The sequence below is a fragment of the Orenia metallireducens genome (assembly GCF_003001995.1).
Classification (GTDB): Bacteria; Bacillota; Halanaerobiia; order Halobacteroidales; family Halobacteroidaceae; genus Orenia; species Orenia metallireducens_B.
Genome location: NZ_PVNB01000022.1, coordinates 18,629 through 39,181 on the forward strand (window position 1 = coordinate 18,629; position 20,553 = coordinate 39,181).

Genomic DNA, 20,553 nt, shown 5'->3' on the forward strand with positions numbered 1-20,553 from the left:
ATCTTATACTTAAACTCAAAAAGTGTCGCAATATACTCATAAAAAGACACTATTTATATTGAAAATTAACCAAGATAACAGGCTATATTTAATTGATAATATATTAAATGGAGGATTTTTCAATAATGATATTAGATAAATTAAAAAATATATTTGGAATTAAAAATAAAGAGCAGAAGATAGATGATATAGTATCTGCTAAAGTAATCGCTATATCTAAATCTCTACATAAGAATAAGAACTCCTTAGAGAAGATATTTTCAAAAAGTGATGATTTAATCTATAGAAAGATTTATTTAGAAAATAGCAATACTTCTTTATTATTGGTATGCATCGATGGAATGGTGGAAAGAGATTTAATTGCTGATCATATATTAACTCCTCTACAACTAGAAGATAATAAGGGAGATATTACAATTAATTTAGAAAAAATCAAGGAAAAGCTAATAACCACTTTAGAAGTAGAAATAAGTAAGGGTTTTCAACAATTGACACGTTCTTTATTATCAGGCAATACCTTGTTATTTATTGAAGGGTATAAGCAGGCTCTGATGATTGGGACAACAGGATGGGAGGCAAGGAGTATAGAATCTCCTGCGTCTGAAGAGACTATTGGAGGTTCCCGGGAAGGTTTTATAGAATCAATCAAAACCAATATATCTTTGATTAGAAAAAGAATCAAAACCCCTAAATTAGCAGTAGAATTATTAGAAGTAGGTCGTAAAACAAGGACAAATATAGCTCTTGTCTATCTTAAAGGTGTGATTAATCATGAATTAGTTGGTGAGGTCAGAAATAGGATTGAAGAGATCGATACTGATGGTATAGTAGGTAGTTCTCAAATAGAACAATTAATTGAGAATCATAAATGGAGCATATTTCCTCAGATTATGTCAACAGAAAGAGTTGATAAGACTGTAGGTAGTATATTAGAAGGAAGGATTACTATTATTGTAGATGGGACTCCCTTTGTCTTAATTGCACCAGTAACCTTTGCTACCTTTCTAAATAGTCCTGATGATTACTATGAAAGAAGTATTACTAGTTCTGCTATGCGGGTTGTCAGATATATCAGTTATGTTTTAACAACGACTCTTCCTGCTCTTTATCTAGCTTTAACAGCGTATCATCCTGGAATGATACCAACTCCTTTAGTTCTAACAATTACAGAAAGTAGAATGGGATTGCCTTTTCCTACTATTGTAGAGGTTTTAATCATGGAGTTTACCTTAGAGATCTTAACAGAAGCGAGTATCAGATTACCTAGACCTATTGGACAAGCAGTGAGTATTGTAGGAGGTTTGGTAATTGGTCAAGCGGCTGTACAGGCAGGAATCGTTAGTCCTTTAATTATTATTGTAGTCTCATTAACTGCTTTAACCTCTTTTGTAATTCCTGTGTATAGCTTTACCCTAAGTAATAGGTTAATCAGATTTCCTTTAATAATTATGGGAGGTTTAGCAGGGTTATATGGTATCTTTATGGGTTGGATCTTTATATTAATTCATCTTGCTTCCATAGAGAGTTTTGGGGTAAGATATCTTGGTGATTTTTCTCCTTATAAGCTAGAGCATTTAAAAGATACTATTATTAAAGTACCACAGGGTTGGATGACCCAACGACCTGAGATATTAAATGTGGAAGATACTAAAAAACAAGATATCGAAAAGGCTAGGATGATAGTTGATGAGTAGAGAGTTAGAGAGTATCAATATCTGTTCCTTTATTATCCATGGAATGATCAGTATTAGGCTTTTAAGTATACCAAGGGCTATTGTAGAGTATGCAGAGAATGATAGTTGGATATCAGTATTAATTATGGGGGGATATGCTTTATTAATAGGTTATTTATTTTATTGGTTAGGACTTAGATATAAAAGTCTTACTTTTTCTCAGATTTGTGAAAAAGTATATGGAAAGTTTTTTGGTAAAATTATCATCCTTGGAATTGCTATTTATACTATAATCTCTTTTAGTTTGGGAATCAGACTTTTTACCGATGGTATCCGAATCTTTCTATTGGATACAACACCAATAATATTTATAATAACTATTATGATATTAGCCTGTCTATATTGCTTATTAAAAGGAGTTAGAACAATTAGTATTATTTTAGATATGCTATTGCCACTGATATTAGCTTTTATCTTACTTTTGGTTTTCTTGTCTTTAAAGAATGTTAAATTTATTCATTTAAGACCTTTCTTTTATGGGGGAGTTAAACCAATCTTACAGGGTGCTCGTGAGATGGCAGATCCTTTTTTAACAGTAGGAATTATTGGCTATGTGCTACCTTATTTTAAAAATTTTAAAAAGATGAAAAAATGGATAGCAATTAGTGTTAGCATCAGTGTAGCTGTATATACTATAATTTTATTGCTGTGTATTATGGCCTTTGGTAGTACTGAAATCAAGTATTTAATCTTTCCCACTATCACTTTATCTAAATCAATAATGCTAGAAAGCAATATTCTAGAGAGGGCTGAAAGTTTATATATGGCAGCCTGGATTCCTATTACCTTTAGTACTTTATTATTATTTTACCTAGCTTCTACCCTTAATTTAAAGGCATTTTTTAATACAAAAAAGGATAGAGTTATTATTTTCAGTCAAGTTCCGTTATTTTTAGTGCTAGCTTTATATCCTGATAATATTTCAGAAGTATTTTATCTTATCGGTTGGAATGAAGATTTGGGACAGTTATTAATATTTTTAATAGTTCCTTTAACAGCAATGATTGAATTTTTTAAGGAAAGGAGGAAAAATTTAAAATGAAATTTTTATTAAGTAGATACTCTAAGCTATTTCTATCTTTATTATTTATAATTATCATGATAGGATGCTGGGATTATAAAGAGATTGAAAATAGAGGATATGTTTTAGGAATAGCTATAGATAAGCCTAAGCCACTTCCTAAGGGCTATGAAAATGACCAATCCTATCAAGAGGAGAAAAAATTAGAAAGGATGGAATTACAACAAGGAGAGCCTAGATATGCCTATACTATTCAAATTCCGATTCTGCCCAAGGCGCAAGTTAAGCCTATCGGTGGAGGAGGAGGAGGGGGAGGGGCAGAAAGCTCTAGATCATGGGATTTAACTTTATTAGGTAATTCTTTTTTTGAAGCAAATCGAGAATTTTCTACTAGATTAAATTATGCTCCCTTCTATGAACATCTAAAAGTTATTATTATTAATGAAAAAGTTGCTAGAGAGGGAATTATACCTCCTTTAGATATGATTCTACGGGATCCTGAAATGAGAAGAAGGACTAAAGTTTTTGTTACATCTGAAGAGGCACATAAGATCTTAGATGTTACACCAAGAATAGATGACTATGCTGCTATGTACTTAGCAGATCTTCCTCGAAATGCTACTAAAACCTCTAGAATGCCTCATATTACAGATTTGGGAGAGGTTGCAGAGAGTCTACATGGACAGGTGGATTTTGGCTTGCCAATAGTTATTTCTACCAGTGATGAGATTAAGATAATAGGAGCAGCAGCTTTTAAAGGAGACAAGATGGTAGGAAGATTAAGTGGAATTCAGACTATTTATGCTAAATGGATTAGAGATGCAATTAAGGGTGGAGTTATTGTAATCAAAGCACGTCATAATCCTAATATTTTACTAACCTTAGAGCTAAAAAAAGTAAAGACAAAGCTAAGACCAATTGTAGATGGTGATAATGTTAAAATATTAATTAAATCTAAGGCTGTAATTAACTTAGCTGAAGAATCAGAAACTCGTTATAAAGATGCTTTAAAGCAAGATTTTATAAAAAATATAGAGCAAGGAGCAAAGGATGAAATTGAAAGTAATATTAAAGAAACAATTAAATATGTTCAACAGGAGTTAGGAGCTGATATATTTCATTTTAAGGTTATCTTACAAAAATTTGCACCAAAGACTTGGGAGCAGGTAGAAGATGATTGGTATGAAGTCTTTAGAAATTTGGATATTGTAGTTGATGTAGATGTTGAGTTAGAGTATATTGGAACTGTAAAGTAATTATAGGTTTTAGATATTAAATAATATGTTTTTTATAATTATGAACTTTAGAATATTTTGAATAGTAAAGGATGAACAAAAGCAAATTAAATTATAATCAATTCCATTTCTTAAAATAATTGCAGGTACGGATAATATACTATATAATATTAATAGTAGTAATTCCTATTATTTAAAGGAGGGTTATTAATGAAGATAGCAGTTATAGGGTGTACCCATGCAGGTACTGCTGCGATAGTCAATGCAGCTAAGTTATACCCACAAGCAGAGATAACCGTTTATGAAAGAAATGATAATATCTCATTTCTATCTTGTGGAATAGCATTATATGTTGGTGGTATAGTAAAAGATGTAGAAGGACTATTTTATTCCTCTCCAGAGGAGTTAGCTAATTTGGGAGTTAAGACAAAGATGGGTCATGATGTACTGAATGTGGATATAGATAATAAGCAACTTAAGGTTAAGGATTTGGATAGTGGAGAAGAGTTTGAGGATGGTTTTGATAAACTGATTATCACAACAGGGTCTTGGCCAATTATTCCTAAATTAGAAGGTATAGATCTGGACAATATAGTCTTATCTAAGAACTTCTATCATGCAAATGATATTATTGAAAAGGCCAAAAATACTAAGAATATAGTGGTAGTAGGTGCTGGATATATAGGTGTTGAATTAGTAGAATCCTTTGAACGAAATGGTAAGAATGTGACCTTAATAGATATGGAGGATCGAATTTTAAATAAGTATTTAGACCAAGAGTATACTGATGTTGCTGAACAGTCCTTTAGAGAGCACGGAGTTACCTTAGCCTTGGGTGAAACTGTTAATAAATTTGAAGGTAGTGAAGGTAAGGTTTCAAAGGTAGTTACAGATAAAGGAGAATATGAAGCTGATTTAGTAATTATGTGTATTGGTTTTAAACCAAATACAGAGTTATTTAAAGGGCAGATTGATATGTTAGATGATGGTGCAATTATAGTTGATAACTACATGCGTACTAGCAAAGAAGATGTATTTGCAGCAGGGGACTGTTGTGCTGTTAGATATAACCCTACAGAGGAGTATCGCTATATTCCATTAGCTACAAATGCAGTCCGGATGGGAACATTAGTTGCTAGAAACTTGGTAGAAGAGAGAACAAAGTATATGGGAACTCAAGGTACTTCAGGTATTAAGATATATAATCACAATATTGCCGCTACAGGGCTAACAGAGCTTTCAGCTAAAGAGGCAGGGCTTGAAGTAGAAACAGTAACGGTTACAGATAATTATCGCCCTGAATTTATGCCTACATATGATGAGGCCATCTTAAAGGTTGTCTATGAGAAAGATTCTAAAAGAATTGTAGGAGCTCAGCTGATGTCAGAGACAGATTTAACTCAATCTATCAATACAATGTCAGTGGTAATTCAAAATAAGATGACTATAGATGAGTTAGCCTTTGTTGACTTCTTCTTCCAGCCTCACTTCAATAAGCCATGGAACCTACTTAACTTAGCAGGATTGAATGCTGAGTAATTTGCTGACTTAGAGGTTGATGTAGCTTTTAATAAAATTAAATTATTAAACTTTGAGCATTCCTTTAAAGGGGTGCTCTTTTTTTAATTTAATAGTTTTTACTGGTGAGCTGATGTAATATAGAGATATTAAGACACTTTCGTATCTTAGTTGACAGTGCACAGTTGACGGTTGATAGTTAAAGGGCTTTAAAGATTTTTATACTGAAGAAAATTATTATTTGAACGAAGCAAAAATTGAATTAAAATTTAAATTTAATCAAAATCTTAACTAGAGAGAGTTTAATTTTCTTCTAGACCGGGCTGTTTTGCCACGGAAGGTTCTGTGAACCTGTAGGTTTGGTGACTTTTAGGTCAATGCTAAAAGTCACTCGGGAAAAAGCTGATAATCTTTCCCGAAAAATATTTTAATAATTTTGTTCACTTTTAAAAAGTGAACAGTGTTGCAATATACCTATTAACCGTCATTTCCATTATTAGAAAATATTAAACTGAAAAAATTTTCATAGACGAAAGAAAGGATAATCAAATCATAGAGTAGAATATTAAGACTAGCAAAGGATTGCTATATTATTTCAGAAAACGTTTTCACAATATCTTCTTAGATAGATACTGATATAAATTTAATAAGAGTAAGATAGTAGTTACTTTTGTTGGATTTTATATATTAATGAGTAAGTTTTATAAGCTATTAAAATAGACTAACTTGTATAAGAACCTATAAGGCTATCTATTATGAAATTTACTTAAAATGGCTCAAGGAGGTTATATTAATGAAGAAAAGAATTTTATGTTATTTATTACTAGTAGTTGCTCTACTCTTTTCAGCATGTAATCAAGAAGAATCACTTCAAAATCCAGCTAAAATAGTTATCAAGGTAGTTGATGAAGCTGGAGAAGAAGTAGCTAATGCTGATGTCAGTCTAGAAGGGATAGCTACTGCTAAGACTGGTGATCAAGGTCTAGTAGTTTTTGATGGGATTAGACAGTCAAAGTTAAAAGCTATAATATCTAAAGCAGGGTATGATAGTGAGAAGGAGAAGTTAAAGTTAACAGATTTAAGCACAAAATTAACTGTTAAGTTAACTAGAACAGAGTTAGACAAAGATGAGATGGTCATAGTTGATGCTAAATACTATATTGATATTGATGACAATGTACTCAAACTCTTATTTAAGACCAATCCAGCTAATAGGGTTAATCTTTATCTAGGAGAGAGTAGTGATAGCTTAGTTAAGGTTAAAAGTAATATAAATTATGATAATCAAGGTCTTAAGCTGGAAGGGCTTACACCTAACCAGACTTATTATTATAAGATAGAGGCTATAAATGGTGAGAATACTATTTCAACTGAAGTTTCATCTTTTAAGAAGATGAGCGCTACAAATAACTGGTCTCCTGCTAAGTGGCCTAGAGAGTCTATCTTCTATGAAGTCTTTGTCAGGAGTTTTTATGATGGTAATGGAGACCAGATTGGAGATTTTGTAGGATTAAAAGAAAAGCTACCTTATCTTAAAGAACTAGGAGTAGATGCATTATGGTTGATGCCAATCAATGATAGCCCAAGCTATCATGGCTATGATGTAGTTGATTATTATGATACCAATCCTGATTATGGAACTTTAGAAGAGTTTCAAGAGTTTTTGCAGACTGCTCATGAGAATGGTATTAAGGTAATTATGGACTTGGTAGTAAATCATACTTCTAGTAGGAATCCATGGTTTGAAAGTTCAGCCTATGAAGATGGGAGTCAGTATAGGGATTATTATGTCTGGCAAGATGAATTTGATGATGTAAATGAGCGAGGACCTTGGGGGCAGAGGGTCTGGTATCAGAGTTCTACTAAAAAAGCCTATTATGCTGATTTTTGGGATCAGATGCCTGATTTGAATTTCTCCAATCCAGAGGTTAGAGCAGAGATGAAACAGATAGCTAGATTCTGGCTAGACCCAAATAATGATGGGGACTTCTCCGATGGAGTAGATGGATTTAGGTTAGATGCAGCTAAGCATATTGATGATAAAGATAGTGATGTAACCCACAATTGGTGGCAGGAGTTCAATACAGCTGTAAAAGAGGTCAATCCTAATGCCTTCTTAGTAGGGGAAAACTGGGCTGAAACCGATAAGATGGCACGTTTCTTTGAAGATTTAGATGCTTCTTTTAACTTCAGTTTAGCAGATAGAATGATAGAGGTTGCAAATGGAGAAAATGTTGATATTATTAAAGAGTTAAAAGAGATTCATGCCAAATATAGTAGCTACTCTGATAGGTTCATCGATGCTACCTTCTTAAGGAATCATGATCAAAATAGAGTAGCAGCAGAGTTATCTGCTAGTGAGGATAAGATGAAATTGGCAGCTTCTTTATTGTTGACCTTACCAGGAACACCATTTATCTATTATGGTGAAGAGATAGGACAAATAGGGGCTAAGCCTGATGATAACATTAGAGAGCCCTTTGATTGGTATAGTGATGCCAAAGGTAAGGGTATGACTACAATGGATAAAGGGGGTTTTTACCATCCAATGGCTTATACTAAAGCCAATGATGGAATCTCCTTAGAGGAGCAGGAAGGTGTAGCAGGAAGTCTATTTGAACATTATAAGAGATTAATTAGAGTTAGAAAAGCTAATCCAGCCTTCTTCTCTAGTGCAAACTATACTAAGCTAGATATTAGTGGTCCAAATTATATCTATAAGGTAGAATCACCTCAAAATGATTATGACTTTTTTGTTCTTCATAATTTAAGTAATTCACTACAAAAGATTGAGATAAATGCCGCTGCCTATGAGCTACTGACAGCTACTACTTATAATGCTTCAGATATCTTAGAAGTGCCTGCTTATGGAACGGTAATTTTAAAGAGTAAAGCTACAGGAAGCGAGCTATTTAATGTTAAAAAAGTTGTATTTAGCTATCAAGCAGAATCTAATGTAGATAAAGTGCTATTGCTAGGAGATATAGCTAGCTGGAAGATTAAAGATGGAATTGAGATGGAGAATAAAGACAATGATGGAAGCTATGAGGTTGAATTGAACTTGATCCCAGGTAACTATAAGTATCAATTCGTTACAGAGACTGAAACTGTAGAACCGAATATACCACTTAGCTCTGATGGTCAGAAGAACCAGATTCAAATCAATAAGAGTGATGGTAAAGAGACTATCGATCATACCTTTAGCTTTGATTTGCCAGAGGATGTTGATGAAGATGCTAGAGTGAGTTTGGCAGGAGAATTTAATGGCTGGAATCCCCATGCTACTGAAATGACTGACAGAGATGGTGATGGAATTTGTGAGGTAACTATAAAATTATCACCTGGAGAATACCAATACAAATTTGTCATTAATGGTGGGGAGCGTTGGATTTCTGACCCCAAAGCTAATAAATACAGTAATGACGGTAATCGAAATAGTATCGTTACAATTGGAGGACATACTTTTAGCTATAATCCAGACCAAGCTATTGATGGTGTGATGCTAATAGGGGATATGAATGATTGGAGATTTTATGAGACTATTTTAAGAGAGGATGCTAATACAGGTAGATATGAGGCTAGCCTCTGGTTAGAGCCTGGGCAATATCAGTATCAGTTGATTGAACTAAAGACTGAACTTGATCCTAATGCAGAGCAAGTTGATGGTACCAATATTATTACAGTAGAATAAACTATGAATTTTTGGCCCTTGGAAGATTCCAGGGGTCTTTTTATTGGTTTTATGCAGGAAAATTTTTTCTTTTATCGTAATGATGATAACAAGAATCAGTACAGTTATTTCTATAATATAGTTACTTCTACCCTTAATAGTTTAGAGGTATAAATAATAAGGATATATTAAACTATATATAAGAAGGTTATTTTGTTCAACCACAGTTTAGAGGGGGATGATAATATGCAAATAGGGATTATTGGTTTAGGAAAGATGGGGAAGAATCTGGCATTAAACTTATTAGACCATGGCCATCAAGTGATAGGCTATGATATGAGCTCTGAAGGTTTAGAGATAGCTAGGAAGGAAGGAATTGAATGTGCTAATAGTTTAGAAGAATTAATAGAAAGTCTTTCAAGAAGAAGGGCTATCTGGATGATGATACCTGCTGGTGATCCAGTAGATGATACAATTAAGAAATTAGTACCATTATTAGCCGAAGATGATATTATTATAGATGGTGGGAACTCAAATTTTAATAATACTTTAAGAAGAAATGAATACCTTAATCAAAAAGGAATCCATTTAGTCGATGCTGGAACCAGTGGAGGTGTTGAAGGTGCTAGACATGGAGCCTGTATGATGATAGGGGCAGAGAATGATGTCTTTGCTTATTTAGAAGAGGTATTTAAAGGTGTAAATGTAGAAAAAGGCTACTTACATACAGGTCCAACAGGCAGTGGACATTTTACTAAGATGGTTCATAATGGCATTGAGTATGGTATCTTACAAGCTATTGGAGAGGGCTTTGAGATTCTTGAGGCCAGTGATTTTGATTTAGATTATAAAGAGATTGCAAGGGTTTGGAATCATGGCTCTGTAATTAGAAGTTGGTTGATGGAGTTGACTGAGAGTGCCTTTAGTAAAGATCCAAACTTAGAAGAGATAAAAGGTGTGGTTAACTCTTCTGGGGAAGGGTTATGGACAGTGGAAGAAGCTCTTAAGCTTAAGGTGCCAGTTCCTGTAATTGCTAACTCCCTTTTTGTCAGATATCGTTCTCAACAAGAGGATACCTTTTCAGGGAAGGTGATAGCAGCATTAAGAAATGAATTTGGAGGTCATAAGGTTGAAAAGAGATAAATTAGAATCCTGCCAGTTTATAATTTTTGGTGGCACAGGAGATCTGACTCACCGTAAGTTGATTCCAGCTTTTTATAATCTGCTAGACCAAGGGTTACTACCTGAAGAATTTTCTATAGTGGCTACTGGTAGGTCTATTGATAATCGAGAAGAGTATTTAGCAAGTTTATATCAGTCATTACACAAATTTGTTAAAAAAGAGATAAAAGAAGATATATGGAATGCTTTACAGAAAAAGATCTATTATAAGTCCTTTGATATCTTAAATGAAGGTGGATATCAGAATTTAAAGAAGATTTTAGATGAGAAATCTCAAAGTAAAGCTAGAAGAATCTTTTATTTAGCAATGCCTCCACGCTTTTTTGGAACTATTGTAAGTTCTCTAGAGAAGTATAAGTTGCTTGATTTCTCTAAGCCATCTTGGCCTAAGGTAGTTATTGAAAAGCCCTTTGGCTATGATCTTAAATCGGCAACTGAATTGAATCAACAAATAACCGGTGTATTTCCAGAAGAGAATATCTATCGGATTGATCATTACTTAGGTAAAGAGATGTTACAGAGCATGATGATGATTCGCTTTGCCAATTTAGTTTTTGAAGCTGTCTGGGATAACAAGTATATAGATAATATACAGATTATCTCTAATGAGAAGGTTGGAGTAGGCCAGCGAGGTGGATACTATGAGAAGTCTGGAGCACTGCGAGATATGGTACAAAATCACATGTTACAGATTTTAGCCCTAACTGCAATGGAAGCTCCAGCAGATATGAGTACAGAGTCAATTAGGGCTGAAAAGATAAAGGTTTTAAAATCATTAGCTGATTTAGATATTGAGCAGATTGACAGTTATGTGATAAGAGGTCAATATGATGTAGGGAAGATAGATGGTGAGGAGGTAACTGCATATTGGAATGAAAGAAATGTTGCTGATGATTCTAGCACAGAGACCTTTGTAGCTCTGAAATTATTTGTAGATAATCTTCGCTGGTCTGGTGTGCCTTTTTATATCAAAACAGGAAAGAGGTTGCCTAATAAAGTAACCAAGGTGATTATTGAATTTAAATCTTCTTTTCACCCTTCTTATCATAAAGAATTCAATGATTTAAGTCCTAATCTTCTAGTAATCAAGATTCAACCTGAGGAAGGGATTAGCTTTGAATTCAATGCTAAAAAGCCAGGTACTAAAGCAAAGATTGTTCCAGTCAAGATGGACTTCTGCCAAAACTGTCAGGTTGGTTTTAATTCTCCCGAAGCCTATGAAAGATTAATACATAGTGTAATCATTGGAGACCAGACTCTATTTACCCATTGGGATGAAGTAGAGTACTCTTGGAGATTTGTTGACCAGATAGCTCAAGCTTGGTCAGAAAGTAAATCACAATTACCAAGCTATCCTGCAGGTAGTAATGGACCAAAGGAGGTTGAGGAACTTCTGAAGAGAGATAATCGCAAATGGTGGGAATAGTTATATAGATATAGCGTCTAGATTGAACATGATAATTGCATATAATTGTTATAAATATTATTCAAATTCCATTAAGTTCTATTTAATTCCACAGATATAATTGATATAATTATAGTAGCCTTTCTTTTATAAACAATCTTATACATTAATTAATATTAGCTTTAATAGATTATTTTTACCAATATATACAGCAAAAAAATTAGCAGTGGAAGGATGATTTGATGAAGAAGCAGATATTATTAGTGGTCATTGGATTGATCTTCTTTTCAAATTCTATAGTAATGGCAGAAGAAAGGATAGAGTTCAATGGAGGAGTTACATACAATAACTTTGTTTACTCTGACATTGACAGTGGCAAGTTAAATGATGATTATTGGGTAAGAGAATCCTTAAATAATGGTACTGGTTTTTATTTAGAAGGGCTAGTTTGGCTAGGTAATAAATGGGGAATAGGAGGTGGGATAGATAGAGCAAGTTCTTCTTGGTCTTCCTTTGAAACCTATGCAGATAGCAGTAGAAGCGATTATCTATCTAAATATGATTTAGACGGATACTATGGTAAACTATCCTATAAATTAAGTGATGAGATTAGATTAAATCTTGGTATCAGCAAGCATAACTTTGTGGAAAAATATAGTGAGGATAATTCTTGGGAGAATGGAGCTTTTAATGAAGCTGTTGTAGATGGAGATGGATTGGGATACTTATTAGAAGCCCAAGTTGATTATCCAGTTAATGACCATCTTGCTTTAATTGGAAGTTTCGGTTATAGAAAAGCAGACATTGATGTAAAGAGAGTATATGATTGGAATCAAAATAAACTGGTTGAAAGTCAAGAAGATAATACTATTGGAGTAGATGGATTACGAGCGGGGATTAATCTGGCACTTAAATTTTAATAATATTGAAAAGAGCAGGCTGAGCCTGCTCTTTTTTTATGGGTAAGGTAAATAGCTTATGCTAATAAAGCAATTGATATAATACAGAGAAAAAGTGGTATTTAGGAGGTAGGTAGGCAGGCAGGGGTTAGGAAAATCCAACTACCTAACCACCTAACCCCTAACTACCAAAGTAAAAATGTCGCAATATACCCATTAAGCCTCATTTCATATAAAAATATAAGTTAATCTTACTTTCCATAATTCACCACCTAACCTTTAGCTGAATAGACTATCTAAAGGAGGTGGATTATGGGATTTTTTTCTTGGGCTAAAAAGATAAAAAGCAAGATAGCTAGTTTATTTAAGCGAGAGTGCCATTGTAGGAATAAGGATGTAACCAAGCTAAATTTAGATGGGTTAGAGATATTTTTAGAGAGATGCTTTGCTTATGATAAACCCCATGAAGTTACAATTATTGTTCCAAGGGCTGAGTTGAGAAAGAAGATAAAAAAAGGTGAGGACATGGAGGAAATTGAGATATTATTAAATAGTATTACAGTTGTTTCTTCTCCACAAAGACCTCCTCATGAGGGTGAAGATGATCAAGATCAATTACCAAAACCACCTGAAATACCACGAAGAAGTATCAATTCAAATGAATAACTTTTTTGAATATTTGATAGACTAAAAGCAAAATATAATAGAGAAAAGAAACTAATAAAGGAGGTAAAAATGAAGAAGTTAGCAGTATTTTTAGTCGTTATGTTATTAATTGGTACAGGTGTATTCTTTTATTATGCTCAACCTGAAGCTAATATTGAAGAAAGTGAGGCGGCATCAAGCTTTCAAAGTCTATCTCCTGAAATGCAGTTATTTGCTAGAACTCTTGATGCAGAAGCCCGAGGAGAGCCATATATTGGTCAAGTTGCAGTAGGCGCGGTGATTATGAATCGCATTCGTGATTCTAGATTCCCTAACACTCTATCAGGGGTAATTTATCAGCCTTGGGCATTTACAGCAGTAGCTAGAGGCCATATTTGGGAAGAGACTCCAAGCGATCAGATTGTAAAAGCTACCTTAGCGGCCTATCGTGGTTGGGATCCAACTTATGGTTGTGTTTATTATTACAATGCAGCAAAAGTAGAAACTAATTGGATTTTCTCTCGTAAGACTGTAAGAACAATAGGTAAGCATATCTTTGCTAAATAGGAGTGATAAATTTGGATTTTAAAACAATAGGTATAGTGATGTTGGTATTTGCTTTAGCCGCAGTAGGATATTGGGGATATAATCAATATGGTGCAATGCAGAATGTTCAAAAGGATTTAGAGAGTGAATTAAATAATAGGTATGAGAATGCTTTTCAAGGTCTAAATCATCATATAGATGCTTTGGAATCAGAGCTAGGTACAGTCATGGTAGCTCAAGCTGCTGACAACCTATCTGTAAATCTATCTAATATCTGGCGCTCAGCCTATTCGGCACAAGAAGATATTGGACAACTTCCTCTTAGTGATAGCTCTTTGGACAATACCAAATCCATGCTACATAGGATCTTGCAATATACAAATCACTTGGACAAAAAGGTTGTTGATGGTGGATTAAGTGATAAAGATAAGAAGATGTTAAACTCTTTTTATAAAAATGTTATGGTGGCAAATAAGAATTTAGAGGGTATCCATGATAAGATGCTACAGAAGAACTTTAAATGGTATGACAAAAAGAGAGTTAAGATGGACTCAGATGCTGACCAACAATATTCTGCCAGTCCTTTAGCTGGTTTAGTAGAGTTGGATAAGAGTTTGAAGTTAGATGAAATTCAAAAAGAATTAGAAGCGATCTTCCCAGATGGGGGAATTGAATTAAATGATAGAGATATTACCTTAGCTTTAACAGAGGTTCAAGGTAAGACAGTAAATCAAAAACAAGCAATTCAAACAGCTAAGAGATTCATTAATAATCCGGAACAGTACAAGTATAATATTATAGATAAAGAACAGCTTAAGGTTAATGGTAGAACTATTGAAACCCATTTGCCAGCCCATTCAATTCAAGCAACAAATAAGAATAATAAGAATGAAAAAGTTTATATTGATGTCAGTAAAAAGGGTGGACAGGTAATCTCTTTGTTAAATAGTCGTGCAACTAAGGGCAAGAAGATAACTGAAGAGCAAGCTGAAGCCAAAGCTGCAGAGTTTTTAAAGAAGAATGGATATGAGCATATGGAGGTTGTCTCAAGTAAACCTTTCAATGATATTGCTATGATTGTACTTGCTCCTGTGCAGAAGGCTGGACAATATGGTGTAATTATTACTCCAGATTCAGTAAGTACAGAGGTAGCAATGGATAATGGTGAAGTAATAGGTTTTAATGGTATCGAGTATCTATTACACCATAAAGATAGACCAGAGAGTATGCTAATACCTAAATTCAGTATGGAAGAAGCTAAAAAGAAGATAAGTTCTAACCTGAATATAACCCATGAAAGATTAGTTATAGATACTCATGGTGGTGGAAAAGAGGTATTATGCTATGAGTTCATTGGTGAAATAGGGGATGGACAAGGAGATGCCAATTATAGAGTTCATATCAATGCTATAACAGGTAAAGAAGAGGTAGTACATGGTGTTGATGATGATTTTTATAAGAATGTAAAGTAAATTAATCTTTAATTTAAGCCTAAGATTAGCTGATGTTTACAACATTAATTTTAGGCTTAAATTTCCATTTCTTTTTCTAAAAAACTTCTTGACGTAACTATTGAGATTGTATATAATAATATTTGTGTTAAGGGCGAATAGCTCAGTTGGGAGAGCACCTGCCTTACAAGCAGGGGGTCACAGGTTCAAGTCCTGTTTCGCCCACCATTTATTTAGCCATTAGCTACTGGCTATTAGCTTCTAGTCAGATTTTAAAGATTTAGCCAGAGGCCAACAGCTAGAAGCAAAAAGCTAACAATACGGGGATGTGGTGGAGTTGGTTACCACGCCGGCCTGTCACGCCGGAGGTCGCGAGTTCGAGTCTCGTCATCCTCGCCATTTTAATGTAAAGAATAACTAATAAAGAACAAATAATAATTTAGAAGATAAAATTATAAAAAGAATTTATGTTTGATTATTCATTGTTCATTATTATTTATTATTTGAACTTATGGCGAAATAGCTCAGTCGGTAGAGCAGAGGATTGAAAATCCTCGTGTCCCCGGTTCAAGTCCGGGTTTTGCCACCATTTCAATACTATGCGAAAGTAGCTCAGTTGGTAGAGCATCTCGTTGCCAACGAGAAGGTCGCGAGTTCGAGTCTCGTCTTTCGCTCCATCGAAAACCTTGGTTTAAATACGCAAGGTAGTTTTCGATGCTAGGTCATCGAGACCGTCGCATCTTTAACTGTTTTTTCAAAAAAGTATGGCGGCATAGCCAAGTGGTAAGGCAGAGGACTGCAAATCCTTTACTCCCCAGTTCAAATCTGGGTGCCGCCTCCATTAAAATGATTTAATTAAACATTTTGCCTAAGTATTATGCCGAGGTGGCGGAATAGGCAGACGCACCGGACTTAAAATCCGGTGGGATTTAACTCCCGTGTCGGTTCGAGTCCGACCCTCGGTACCACTTTTTAATTTAATATTGTGGGGATATAGCTCAGTTGGGAGAGCGTTACGTTGACATCGTAGAGGTCAGTGGTTCGAGACCGCTTATCCCCACCATTTATTACAACACTCAAAGAGGAGTGTTTTTTTTATTTTTTTGTAACAATATAATAATAAGGAACAAAAACAAAAAGATAATAAAAGGAGAATTAATTATTTTAATGAAATATATTTAATAAATCATACTAACAATAAACATGACGTCCTATTAATAAATTAGAGAAGCTTAATATAAGCTAGTTCTAGAATAAGGAGGTTAATTATAATTATGGAATTAAATACAAATAAATTGGTAGCTAAAGCCTTAGAAGTAGCAGCTAGAGCTCATTATGGTGATATGAGAAAAGGCAAAGAAGAGGATGTCCCTTATATTGTTCATCCTGTGGAAGTAGCTATGATTCTTCAAGAAAATGGAATTGAAGAAGATGTAATAGCTGCTGCTTTATTACATGATACCCTTGAAGATACAGAGTTAACAGAGAAAGACTTAAAAACTATCTTTAATGATAGAATAGCTGAGCTGGTTATAGGTGCTTCAGAAAAGTTAGAAGATAGAGATAATACTCCGTGGGAAGAAAGAAAAGAACATACAATTAATTATTTAAAAACTATCAATGATATTGATATAAAGTATATTGCTTGTGCTGATAAATTAGCCAATATTAGAAGTATGATTAGAGATTATGATGAGATTGGTGATGAGCTTTGGAGTATATTTAATAGAGGCTATGAGAAGCAGAAGTGGTATTATGAGAGCTTAGTTGAAAGTTTAGTCCAACTTAAGGGGATTAAGATGTATGAGCAGTTTAAGTTAGCTGTTAAATATCTCTTTTCTCAAGAATAAGGGATAACTATTAATTTTTAATAGTTAAAGGTGAGCATGCTCTAGCAAAAGAGTGTGCTTTTACTTTCTAATATATTGACAAAAGCAAATATTATCTGTATAATTATACCGTGTTGATAGAGTAAAATTTTCATTATTTACCTAATTAAAGCTAGGTGGTTATGAAGAGATTAAATTTTTTTAATTAAATTGTAACAAAAAAAGTTACAGTTATAATTTATTTGATTTAAATAGAATAAGATTTAAGAATTTTTGTTAATCTAGTAGTATGTGTTACTAGTTTTACACACTAATCTTACTTAGTTTATTATAAGTTTATATAGTAAAAGATAATATAAAGGGGATGAAAATTATGGAATTTTTACAATTGGCTAAAAAGAGATATTCAGCAAGAAAGTATAGTTCTAAAAAGGTTGAAGAGGAGAAGTTACTTAAAATATTGGAAGCAGGTAGGGTTGCTCCTACAGCAACAAATGGTCAGCCTCAACGTCTTGTTGTAGTACAGCAAGAAGATGGGCTAAATAAACTAAAAAAAGGAGCAAAAATATTTGGTGCACCCTTAGCTATTATAGTCTGTGCAGATCATGATAAGACTTGGAAGAGACCCTTTGACAATATGGATACTGCAGATATTGATGCCAGTATAGTTACTGACCATATGATGCTGCAAGCTACAGAGCTTGGACTTGGAAGTGTATGGGTCTGTTACTTTGACCCAGAAGTTATAAGAGCAGAGTTTAATATTCCAGAAAATATTGAACCTATCAATATTCTAGTTATAGGCTATGCAGAAGGAGAAGAGGCATCTTCAGATAGACATGATCAAGCTAGAAATCCTTTAGAAGAGACAGTCTACTATGAAAGCTTTTAAAGGTTTGCTATGATAAATTCAGAGGTTTAAGATAAAATATAACTTGGTATATTCAGATTTTTAATGTGGATTAAGACATTGATCAGTTTAGTTATAACTATGGCTTAATTAAGTTATAGATAAAAACTATATAAATGGAGGTAGAATTTATGAAAGTAGTAGCTTTTAATGGAAGTCCTAATCAAGAAGGAAACACTTATCATGGACTAAAAATAGTTGCTGATGAGCTTAATCAAGAGGGAATAGAAACAGAGATTATTCAGGTAGGTAATAAGACAATTAGAGGTTGTATCCACTGTAATCAATGTGCTAAAAATAAAGATGAAAGATGTGTACTACCAAATGATGAGGTTAATCAGTGGATTCAGAAGATGAAAGAGGCAGATGGGGTGCTGTTAGGCTCACCAGTACATTATTCAGCAATTGCAGGTACTATGAAATCATTTTTGGATAGAGCTTTTTATGTAATAGGTGTCAATGATAGTATGTTAAGGCATAAAGTCGGTGCAGCAATTGTAGCGGTAAGGCGATCAGGGGGGCTACCGACCTTTAATCAATTAAACAACTATATTAATTACTCAGAAATGTTAATGCCAACCTCAAATTATTGGAATGTTACCCATGGTACACGACCTGGGCAAGCTTTAGAGGATAAAGAGGGTGTACAGATTATGAGAGTACTTGGAAAGAATATGGCTTGGCTTATGAAGTTAGTTGAGAATGGAAAAGATAAAATTCCAGCACCAGAAAGGGAATCAAAAACCTTTATGAACTTTATTAGATAAGTATGATTGATATTATCATCAAAGCCACTTCCTTTAGCAGTATATAAGTACTAAAAATAACATATAATATTATAGATTTGATTTTCTAAGGGAGTGGTACAATGCCTATAATTGAAATAGGTACTAGTCGTTATGCTGAGTGTTTAAGACAGAGATTAGATTTTGAATTAGAGTTTTTAAAAGAGGATGGTATCATAATTGAGATAGATGAGTTTGGTCATGGAGATCTCTGTATATTTACCTGTAAATGTTCTTTTGCTAAGGGTGAGCTAGATAATCTCTTTACTATATTTAAGGAATATATTGCAAATGCCTTATCAGATGTGATAATTAATGATTTAGAAGAAGAAATATTGATAAAAATATTAAAGAGTAACTATAAAGATTTCTCCAAGCAGGAACGAAAAGAGATTTTAAAAATGGCAATAGACCGATTGAACTTTTTAGTCTCTAAGGAGGAAGAAGATATAATCTCTAAAATACAACGTAAAAATCGTATCTTACTAGAGATTTTAGATTATTTAGAAGAGACCAATGAGATTACTTTAGAAGGGTTTATTCGCTTTAGACTAAGAGATTATTTAACTGAACTAGAAGTTGCTATTGATAGGGCGGTAGAAGATTTTGTGGTAGAGAAGGAATATGAAGAGTTTATACATTTATTAAAATATTTTATAGATAGTCAAGAGGCAAAGAATAAATTAATTCATGTAGTAAAGATCAATAATGGCCATTTTAAGCTATTAGACCAAGATGAAAGGCTTGTGGAGAATACATATTTAGATGAACATATCTTAAATATGGTCGATTGTGAGTTGGATTATGAAGACTTATTGATTAGTGCTTTAATTACTGCTGCTCCTGAAGAGATTATTCTCCATTTTAAAGAGCCAATCTCTTTGTTAAAGACCTTACAGAATGTATTTACTGATAAGATATCTATCTGTTTAGGCTGTAAGTACTGCAAAATAGATAAATTTAATGAATCTGAATAAAGACCTTGTCAAATTAAAGATCAAATTGTATAATTATAATTGATTTTATCAGAAGGCGAGGGATATATATGGCTTGGAAACTTACATTTTTACCGATTATTGGAGCTTTAATCGGCTGGATTACCAATTATTTAGCTATCAAGCTACTCTTTAAACCATATGAACCTGTTAAAATACCTTTATTAAATTTTCAATTACAGGGAATACTACCAAAAAGGCGTGAAGAGTTGGCTAAAAAGGTTGGAGAGATTGTAGAAAAAGATTTACTTCCTAAAGAGGAGTTAGAGAGGGAATTAGCAGGTCTAGAGGTAAAAGATGATATTAAAGAGGCTATTGTAAGAATAATTGATGAAAAAGCTGAGAAGAAGATACCTCCATTTATTCCTGATAATTTTAAGGTGATGATTATAAACTTCTTAAAAGAGATGGTCAATAAGGATTTAGATCCATATCTTGATCAACTTATGGATAAATTTAAAGACAAGGTTGTAAATGAGGTTGATATAGCTAAATTAGTAGAAGCAGAGATTGGTAATTTTGAAATGAAAGAATTAGAAGAGTTAGCACTAGAAGTTGCTAGTAAAGAATTAAAACACATTGAGGTTTTAGGAGCCATTTTAGGCTTTATAGTTGGAATTGGACAAGCATTAATTGTAGCTAATTTCTAAATTTAACTTGACAGCAAAATTAATTATACGTATAATTTTAATAAGATAATAGAATTAAAAAAACTATGAAGAGGACGAG

The 20,553-nt window shown here is 33.5% G+C and carries 16 protein-coding genes, 7 tRNA genes and 1 other annotated feature (1 of these 24 running past the window's edge); all 23 genes read left to right on the forward strand.

Annotation, left to right across the window (positions count from 1 at the left end):
* Positions 1 to 125 precede the first annotated feature (125 nt).
* The 23 genes from BX659_RS13820 to BX659_RS13930 all read left to right on the forward strand — a co-directional run bounded on the left by BX659_RS13820 (position 126) and on the right by BX659_RS13930 (position 20,474).
* The gene (locus BX659_RS13820; RefSeq protein ID WP_172431872.1) at positions 126 to 1,694 is read left to right on the forward strand and encodes a spore germination protein; all 1,569 of its coding nucleotides are present in this window, start codon (positions 126 to 128) and stop codon (positions 1,692 to 1,694) included.
* Complete coding sequence (locus BX659_RS13825) at positions 1,687 to 2,775, forward strand: GerAB/ArcD/ProY family transporter (RefSeq protein WP_097017649.1); 1,089 nt, start codon at positions 1,687 to 1,689, stop codon at positions 2,773 to 2,775. The genes BX659_RS13820 and BX659_RS13825 overlap by 8 nt, the downstream gene beginning before the upstream one ends.
* Positions 2,772 to 4,010 (forward strand): Ger(x)C family spore germination protein, encoded by a 1,239-nt coding sequence (locus tag BX659_RS13830; protein ID WP_097017650.1) that lies wholly within the window; start codon positions 2,772 to 2,774, stop codon positions 4,008 to 4,010. The genes BX659_RS13825 and BX659_RS13830 overlap by 4 nt, the downstream gene beginning before the upstream one ends.
* Before the next feature lie 189 nt (positions 4,011 to 4,199).
* On the forward strand, positions 4,200 to 5,528 hold the full coding sequence (locus BX659_RS13835) for an FAD-dependent oxidoreductase (protein ID WP_097017651.1): 1,329 nt from the start codon (positions 4,200 to 4,202) through the stop codon (positions 5,526 to 5,528).
* A gap of 772 nt (positions 5,529 to 6,300) precedes the next feature.
* Complete coding sequence (locus BX659_RS13840; protein WP_172431873.1) at positions 6,301 to 9,198, forward strand: alpha-amylase family glycosyl hydrolase; 2,898 nt, start codon at positions 6,301 to 6,303, stop codon at positions 9,196 to 9,198.
* Between the two features lie 225 nt (positions 9,199 to 9,423).
* On the forward strand, positions 9,424 to 10,320 hold the full coding sequence (gnd, locus tag BX659_RS13845; RefSeq protein WP_097017652.1) for a phosphogluconate dehydrogenase (NAD(+)-dependent, decarboxylating): 897 nt from the start codon (positions 9,424 to 9,426) through the stop codon (positions 10,318 to 10,320).
* Positions 10,286 to 11,785 (forward strand): glucose-6-phosphate dehydrogenase, encoded by a 1,500-nt coding sequence (gene zwf, locus BX659_RS13850; RefSeq protein ID WP_097017653.1) that lies wholly within the window; start codon positions 10,286 to 10,288, stop codon positions 11,783 to 11,785. Before gnd ends, zwf begins: the two co-directional genes overlap by 35 nt.
* Positions 11,786 to 12,006: 221 nt before the next feature.
* Positions 12,007 to 12,684: a hypothetical protein gene (locus tag BX659_RS13855; protein ID WP_097017654.1), complete on the forward strand. Its 678-nt coding sequence runs from the start codon at positions 12,007 to 12,009 to the stop codon at positions 12,682 to 12,684.
* A gap of 291 nt (positions 12,685 to 12,975) precedes the next feature.
* Complete coding sequence (locus BX659_RS13860; protein WP_097017655.1) at positions 12,976 to 13,329, forward strand: hypothetical protein; 354 nt, start codon at positions 12,976 to 12,978, stop codon at positions 13,327 to 13,329.
* Positions 13,330 to 13,398: 69 nt separating this feature from the next.
* Complete coding sequence (locus tag BX659_RS13865) at positions 13,399 to 13,875, forward strand: cell wall hydrolase (RefSeq protein ID WP_097017656.1); 477 nt, start codon at positions 13,399 to 13,401, stop codon at positions 13,873 to 13,875.
* A gap of 11 nt (positions 13,876 to 13,886) precedes the next feature.
* Complete coding sequence (locus BX659_RS13870) at positions 13,887 to 15,326, forward strand: PepSY1/2 domain-containing protein (RefSeq protein ID WP_097017657.1); 1,440 nt, start codon at positions 13,887 to 13,889, stop codon at positions 15,324 to 15,326.
* A gap of 131 nt (positions 15,327 to 15,457) precedes the next feature.
* A tRNA-Val gene (locus BX659_RS13875) sits at positions 15,458 to 15,533 on the forward strand.
* Positions 15,534 to 15,627: 94 nt separating this feature from the next.
* A tRNA-Asp gene (locus BX659_RS13880) sits at positions 15,628 to 15,704 on the forward strand.
* A 114-nt stretch (positions 15,705 to 15,818) separates the two neighbouring features.
* Positions 15,819 to 15,894 (forward strand) — tRNA-Phe (locus BX659_RS13885).
* 12 nt (positions 15,895 to 15,906) lie between these two features.
* Positions 15,907 to 15,982 (forward strand) — tRNA-Gly (locus tag BX659_RS13890).
* Positions 15,983 to 16,071: 89 nt separating this feature from the next.
* Positions 16,072 to 16,146, forward strand: a tRNA-Cys gene (locus tag BX659_RS13895).
* Between the two features lie 38 nt (positions 16,147 to 16,184).
* Positions 16,185 to 16,273, forward strand: a tRNA-Leu gene (locus BX659_RS13900).
* Positions 16,274 to 16,292: 19 nt separating this feature from the next.
* Positions 16,293 to 16,368: transfer RNA gene (locus tag BX659_RS13905), tRNA-Val, on the forward strand.
* A gap of 211 nt (positions 16,369 to 16,579) precedes the next feature.
* Positions 16,580 to 17,155: an HD domain-containing protein gene (locus tag BX659_RS13910; protein ID WP_097017658.1), complete on the forward strand. Its 576-nt coding sequence runs from the start codon at positions 16,580 to 16,582 to the stop codon at positions 17,153 to 17,155.
* Between the two features lie 352 nt (positions 17,156 to 17,507).
* Positions 17,508 to 18,026 (forward strand): nitroreductase family protein, encoded by a 519-nt coding sequence (locus tag BX659_RS13915; protein ID WP_097017659.1) that lies wholly within the window; start codon positions 17,508 to 17,510, stop codon positions 18,024 to 18,026.
* Between the two features lie 149 nt (positions 18,027 to 18,175).
* Positions 18,176 to 18,811, forward strand: a complete 636-nt coding sequence (locus tag BX659_RS13920) for a flavodoxin family protein (protein ID WP_097017660.1) — start codon at positions 18,176 to 18,178, stop codon at positions 18,809 to 18,811.
* 101 nt (positions 18,812 to 18,912) lie between these two features.
* Positions 18,913 to 19,806, forward strand: coding sequence for a putative sporulation protein YtxC (gene ytxC / locus BX659_RS13925; RefSeq protein ID WP_097017661.1), 894 nt, complete (start codon positions 18,913 to 18,915; stop codon positions 19,804 to 19,806).
* 68 nt (positions 19,807 to 19,874) lie between these two features.
* Complete coding sequence (locus BX659_RS13930; RefSeq protein ID WP_097017662.1) at positions 19,875 to 20,474, forward strand: DUF445 domain-containing protein; 600 nt, start codon at positions 19,875 to 19,877, stop codon at positions 20,472 to 20,474.
* Between the two features lie 56 nt (positions 20,475 to 20,530).
* Positions 20,531 to 20,553 (forward strand) — a binding site (T-box leader) (it continues 228 nt past the right edge of the window).

Coding starts and splice junctions, on each gene's coding strand:
- BX659_RS13820 (WP_172431872.1), top strand. CDS start 126: ATGATATTAGATAAATTAAAAAATATATTTGGAATTAAAAATAAAGAG.
- BX659_RS13825 (WP_097017649.1), top strand. CDS start 1,687: ATGAGTAGAGAGTTAGAGAGTATCAATATCTGTTCCTTTATTATCCAT.
- BX659_RS13830 (WP_097017650.1), top strand. CDS start 2,772: ATGAAATTTTTATTAAGTAGATACTCTAAGCTATTTCTATCTTTATTA.
- BX659_RS13835 (WP_097017651.1), top strand. CDS start 4,200: ATGAAGATAGCAGTTATAGGGTGTACCCATGCAGGTACTGCTGCGATA.
- BX659_RS13840 (WP_172431873.1), top strand. CDS start 6,301: ATGAAGAAAAGAATTTTATGTTATTTATTACTAGTAGTTGCTCTACTC.
- gnd (WP_097017652.1), top strand. CDS start 9,424: ATGCAAATAGGGATTATTGGTTTAGGAAAGATGGGGAAGAATCTGGCA.
- zwf (WP_097017653.1), top strand. CDS start 10,286: ATGAATTTGGAGGTCATAAGGTTGAAAAGAGATAAATTAGAATCCTGC.
- BX659_RS13855 (WP_097017654.1), top strand. CDS start 12,007: ATGAAGAAGCAGATATTATTAGTGGTCATTGGATTGATCTTCTTTTCA.
- BX659_RS13860 (WP_097017655.1), top strand. CDS start 12,976: ATGGGATTTTTTTCTTGGGCTAAAAAGATAAAAAGCAAGATAGCTAGT.
- BX659_RS13865 (WP_097017656.1), top strand. CDS start 13,399: ATGAAGAAGTTAGCAGTATTTTTAGTCGTTATGTTATTAATTGGTACA.
- BX659_RS13910 (WP_097017658.1), top strand. CDS start 16,580: ATGGAATTAAATACAAATAAATTGGTAGCTAAAGCCTTAGAAGTAGCA.
- BX659_RS13915 (WP_097017659.1), top strand. CDS start 17,508: ATGGAATTTTTACAATTGGCTAAAAAGAGATATTCAGCAAGAAAGTAT.
- BX659_RS13920 (WP_097017660.1), top strand. CDS start 18,176: ATGAAAGTAGTAGCTTTTAATGGAAGTCCTAATCAAGAAGGAAACACT.
- ytxC (WP_097017661.1), top strand. CDS start 18,913: ATGCCTATAATTGAAATAGGTACTAGTCGTTATGCTGAGTGTTTAAGA.
- BX659_RS13930 (WP_097017662.1), top strand. CDS start 19,875: ATGGCTTGGAAACTTACATTTTTACCGATTATTGGAGCTTTAATCGGC.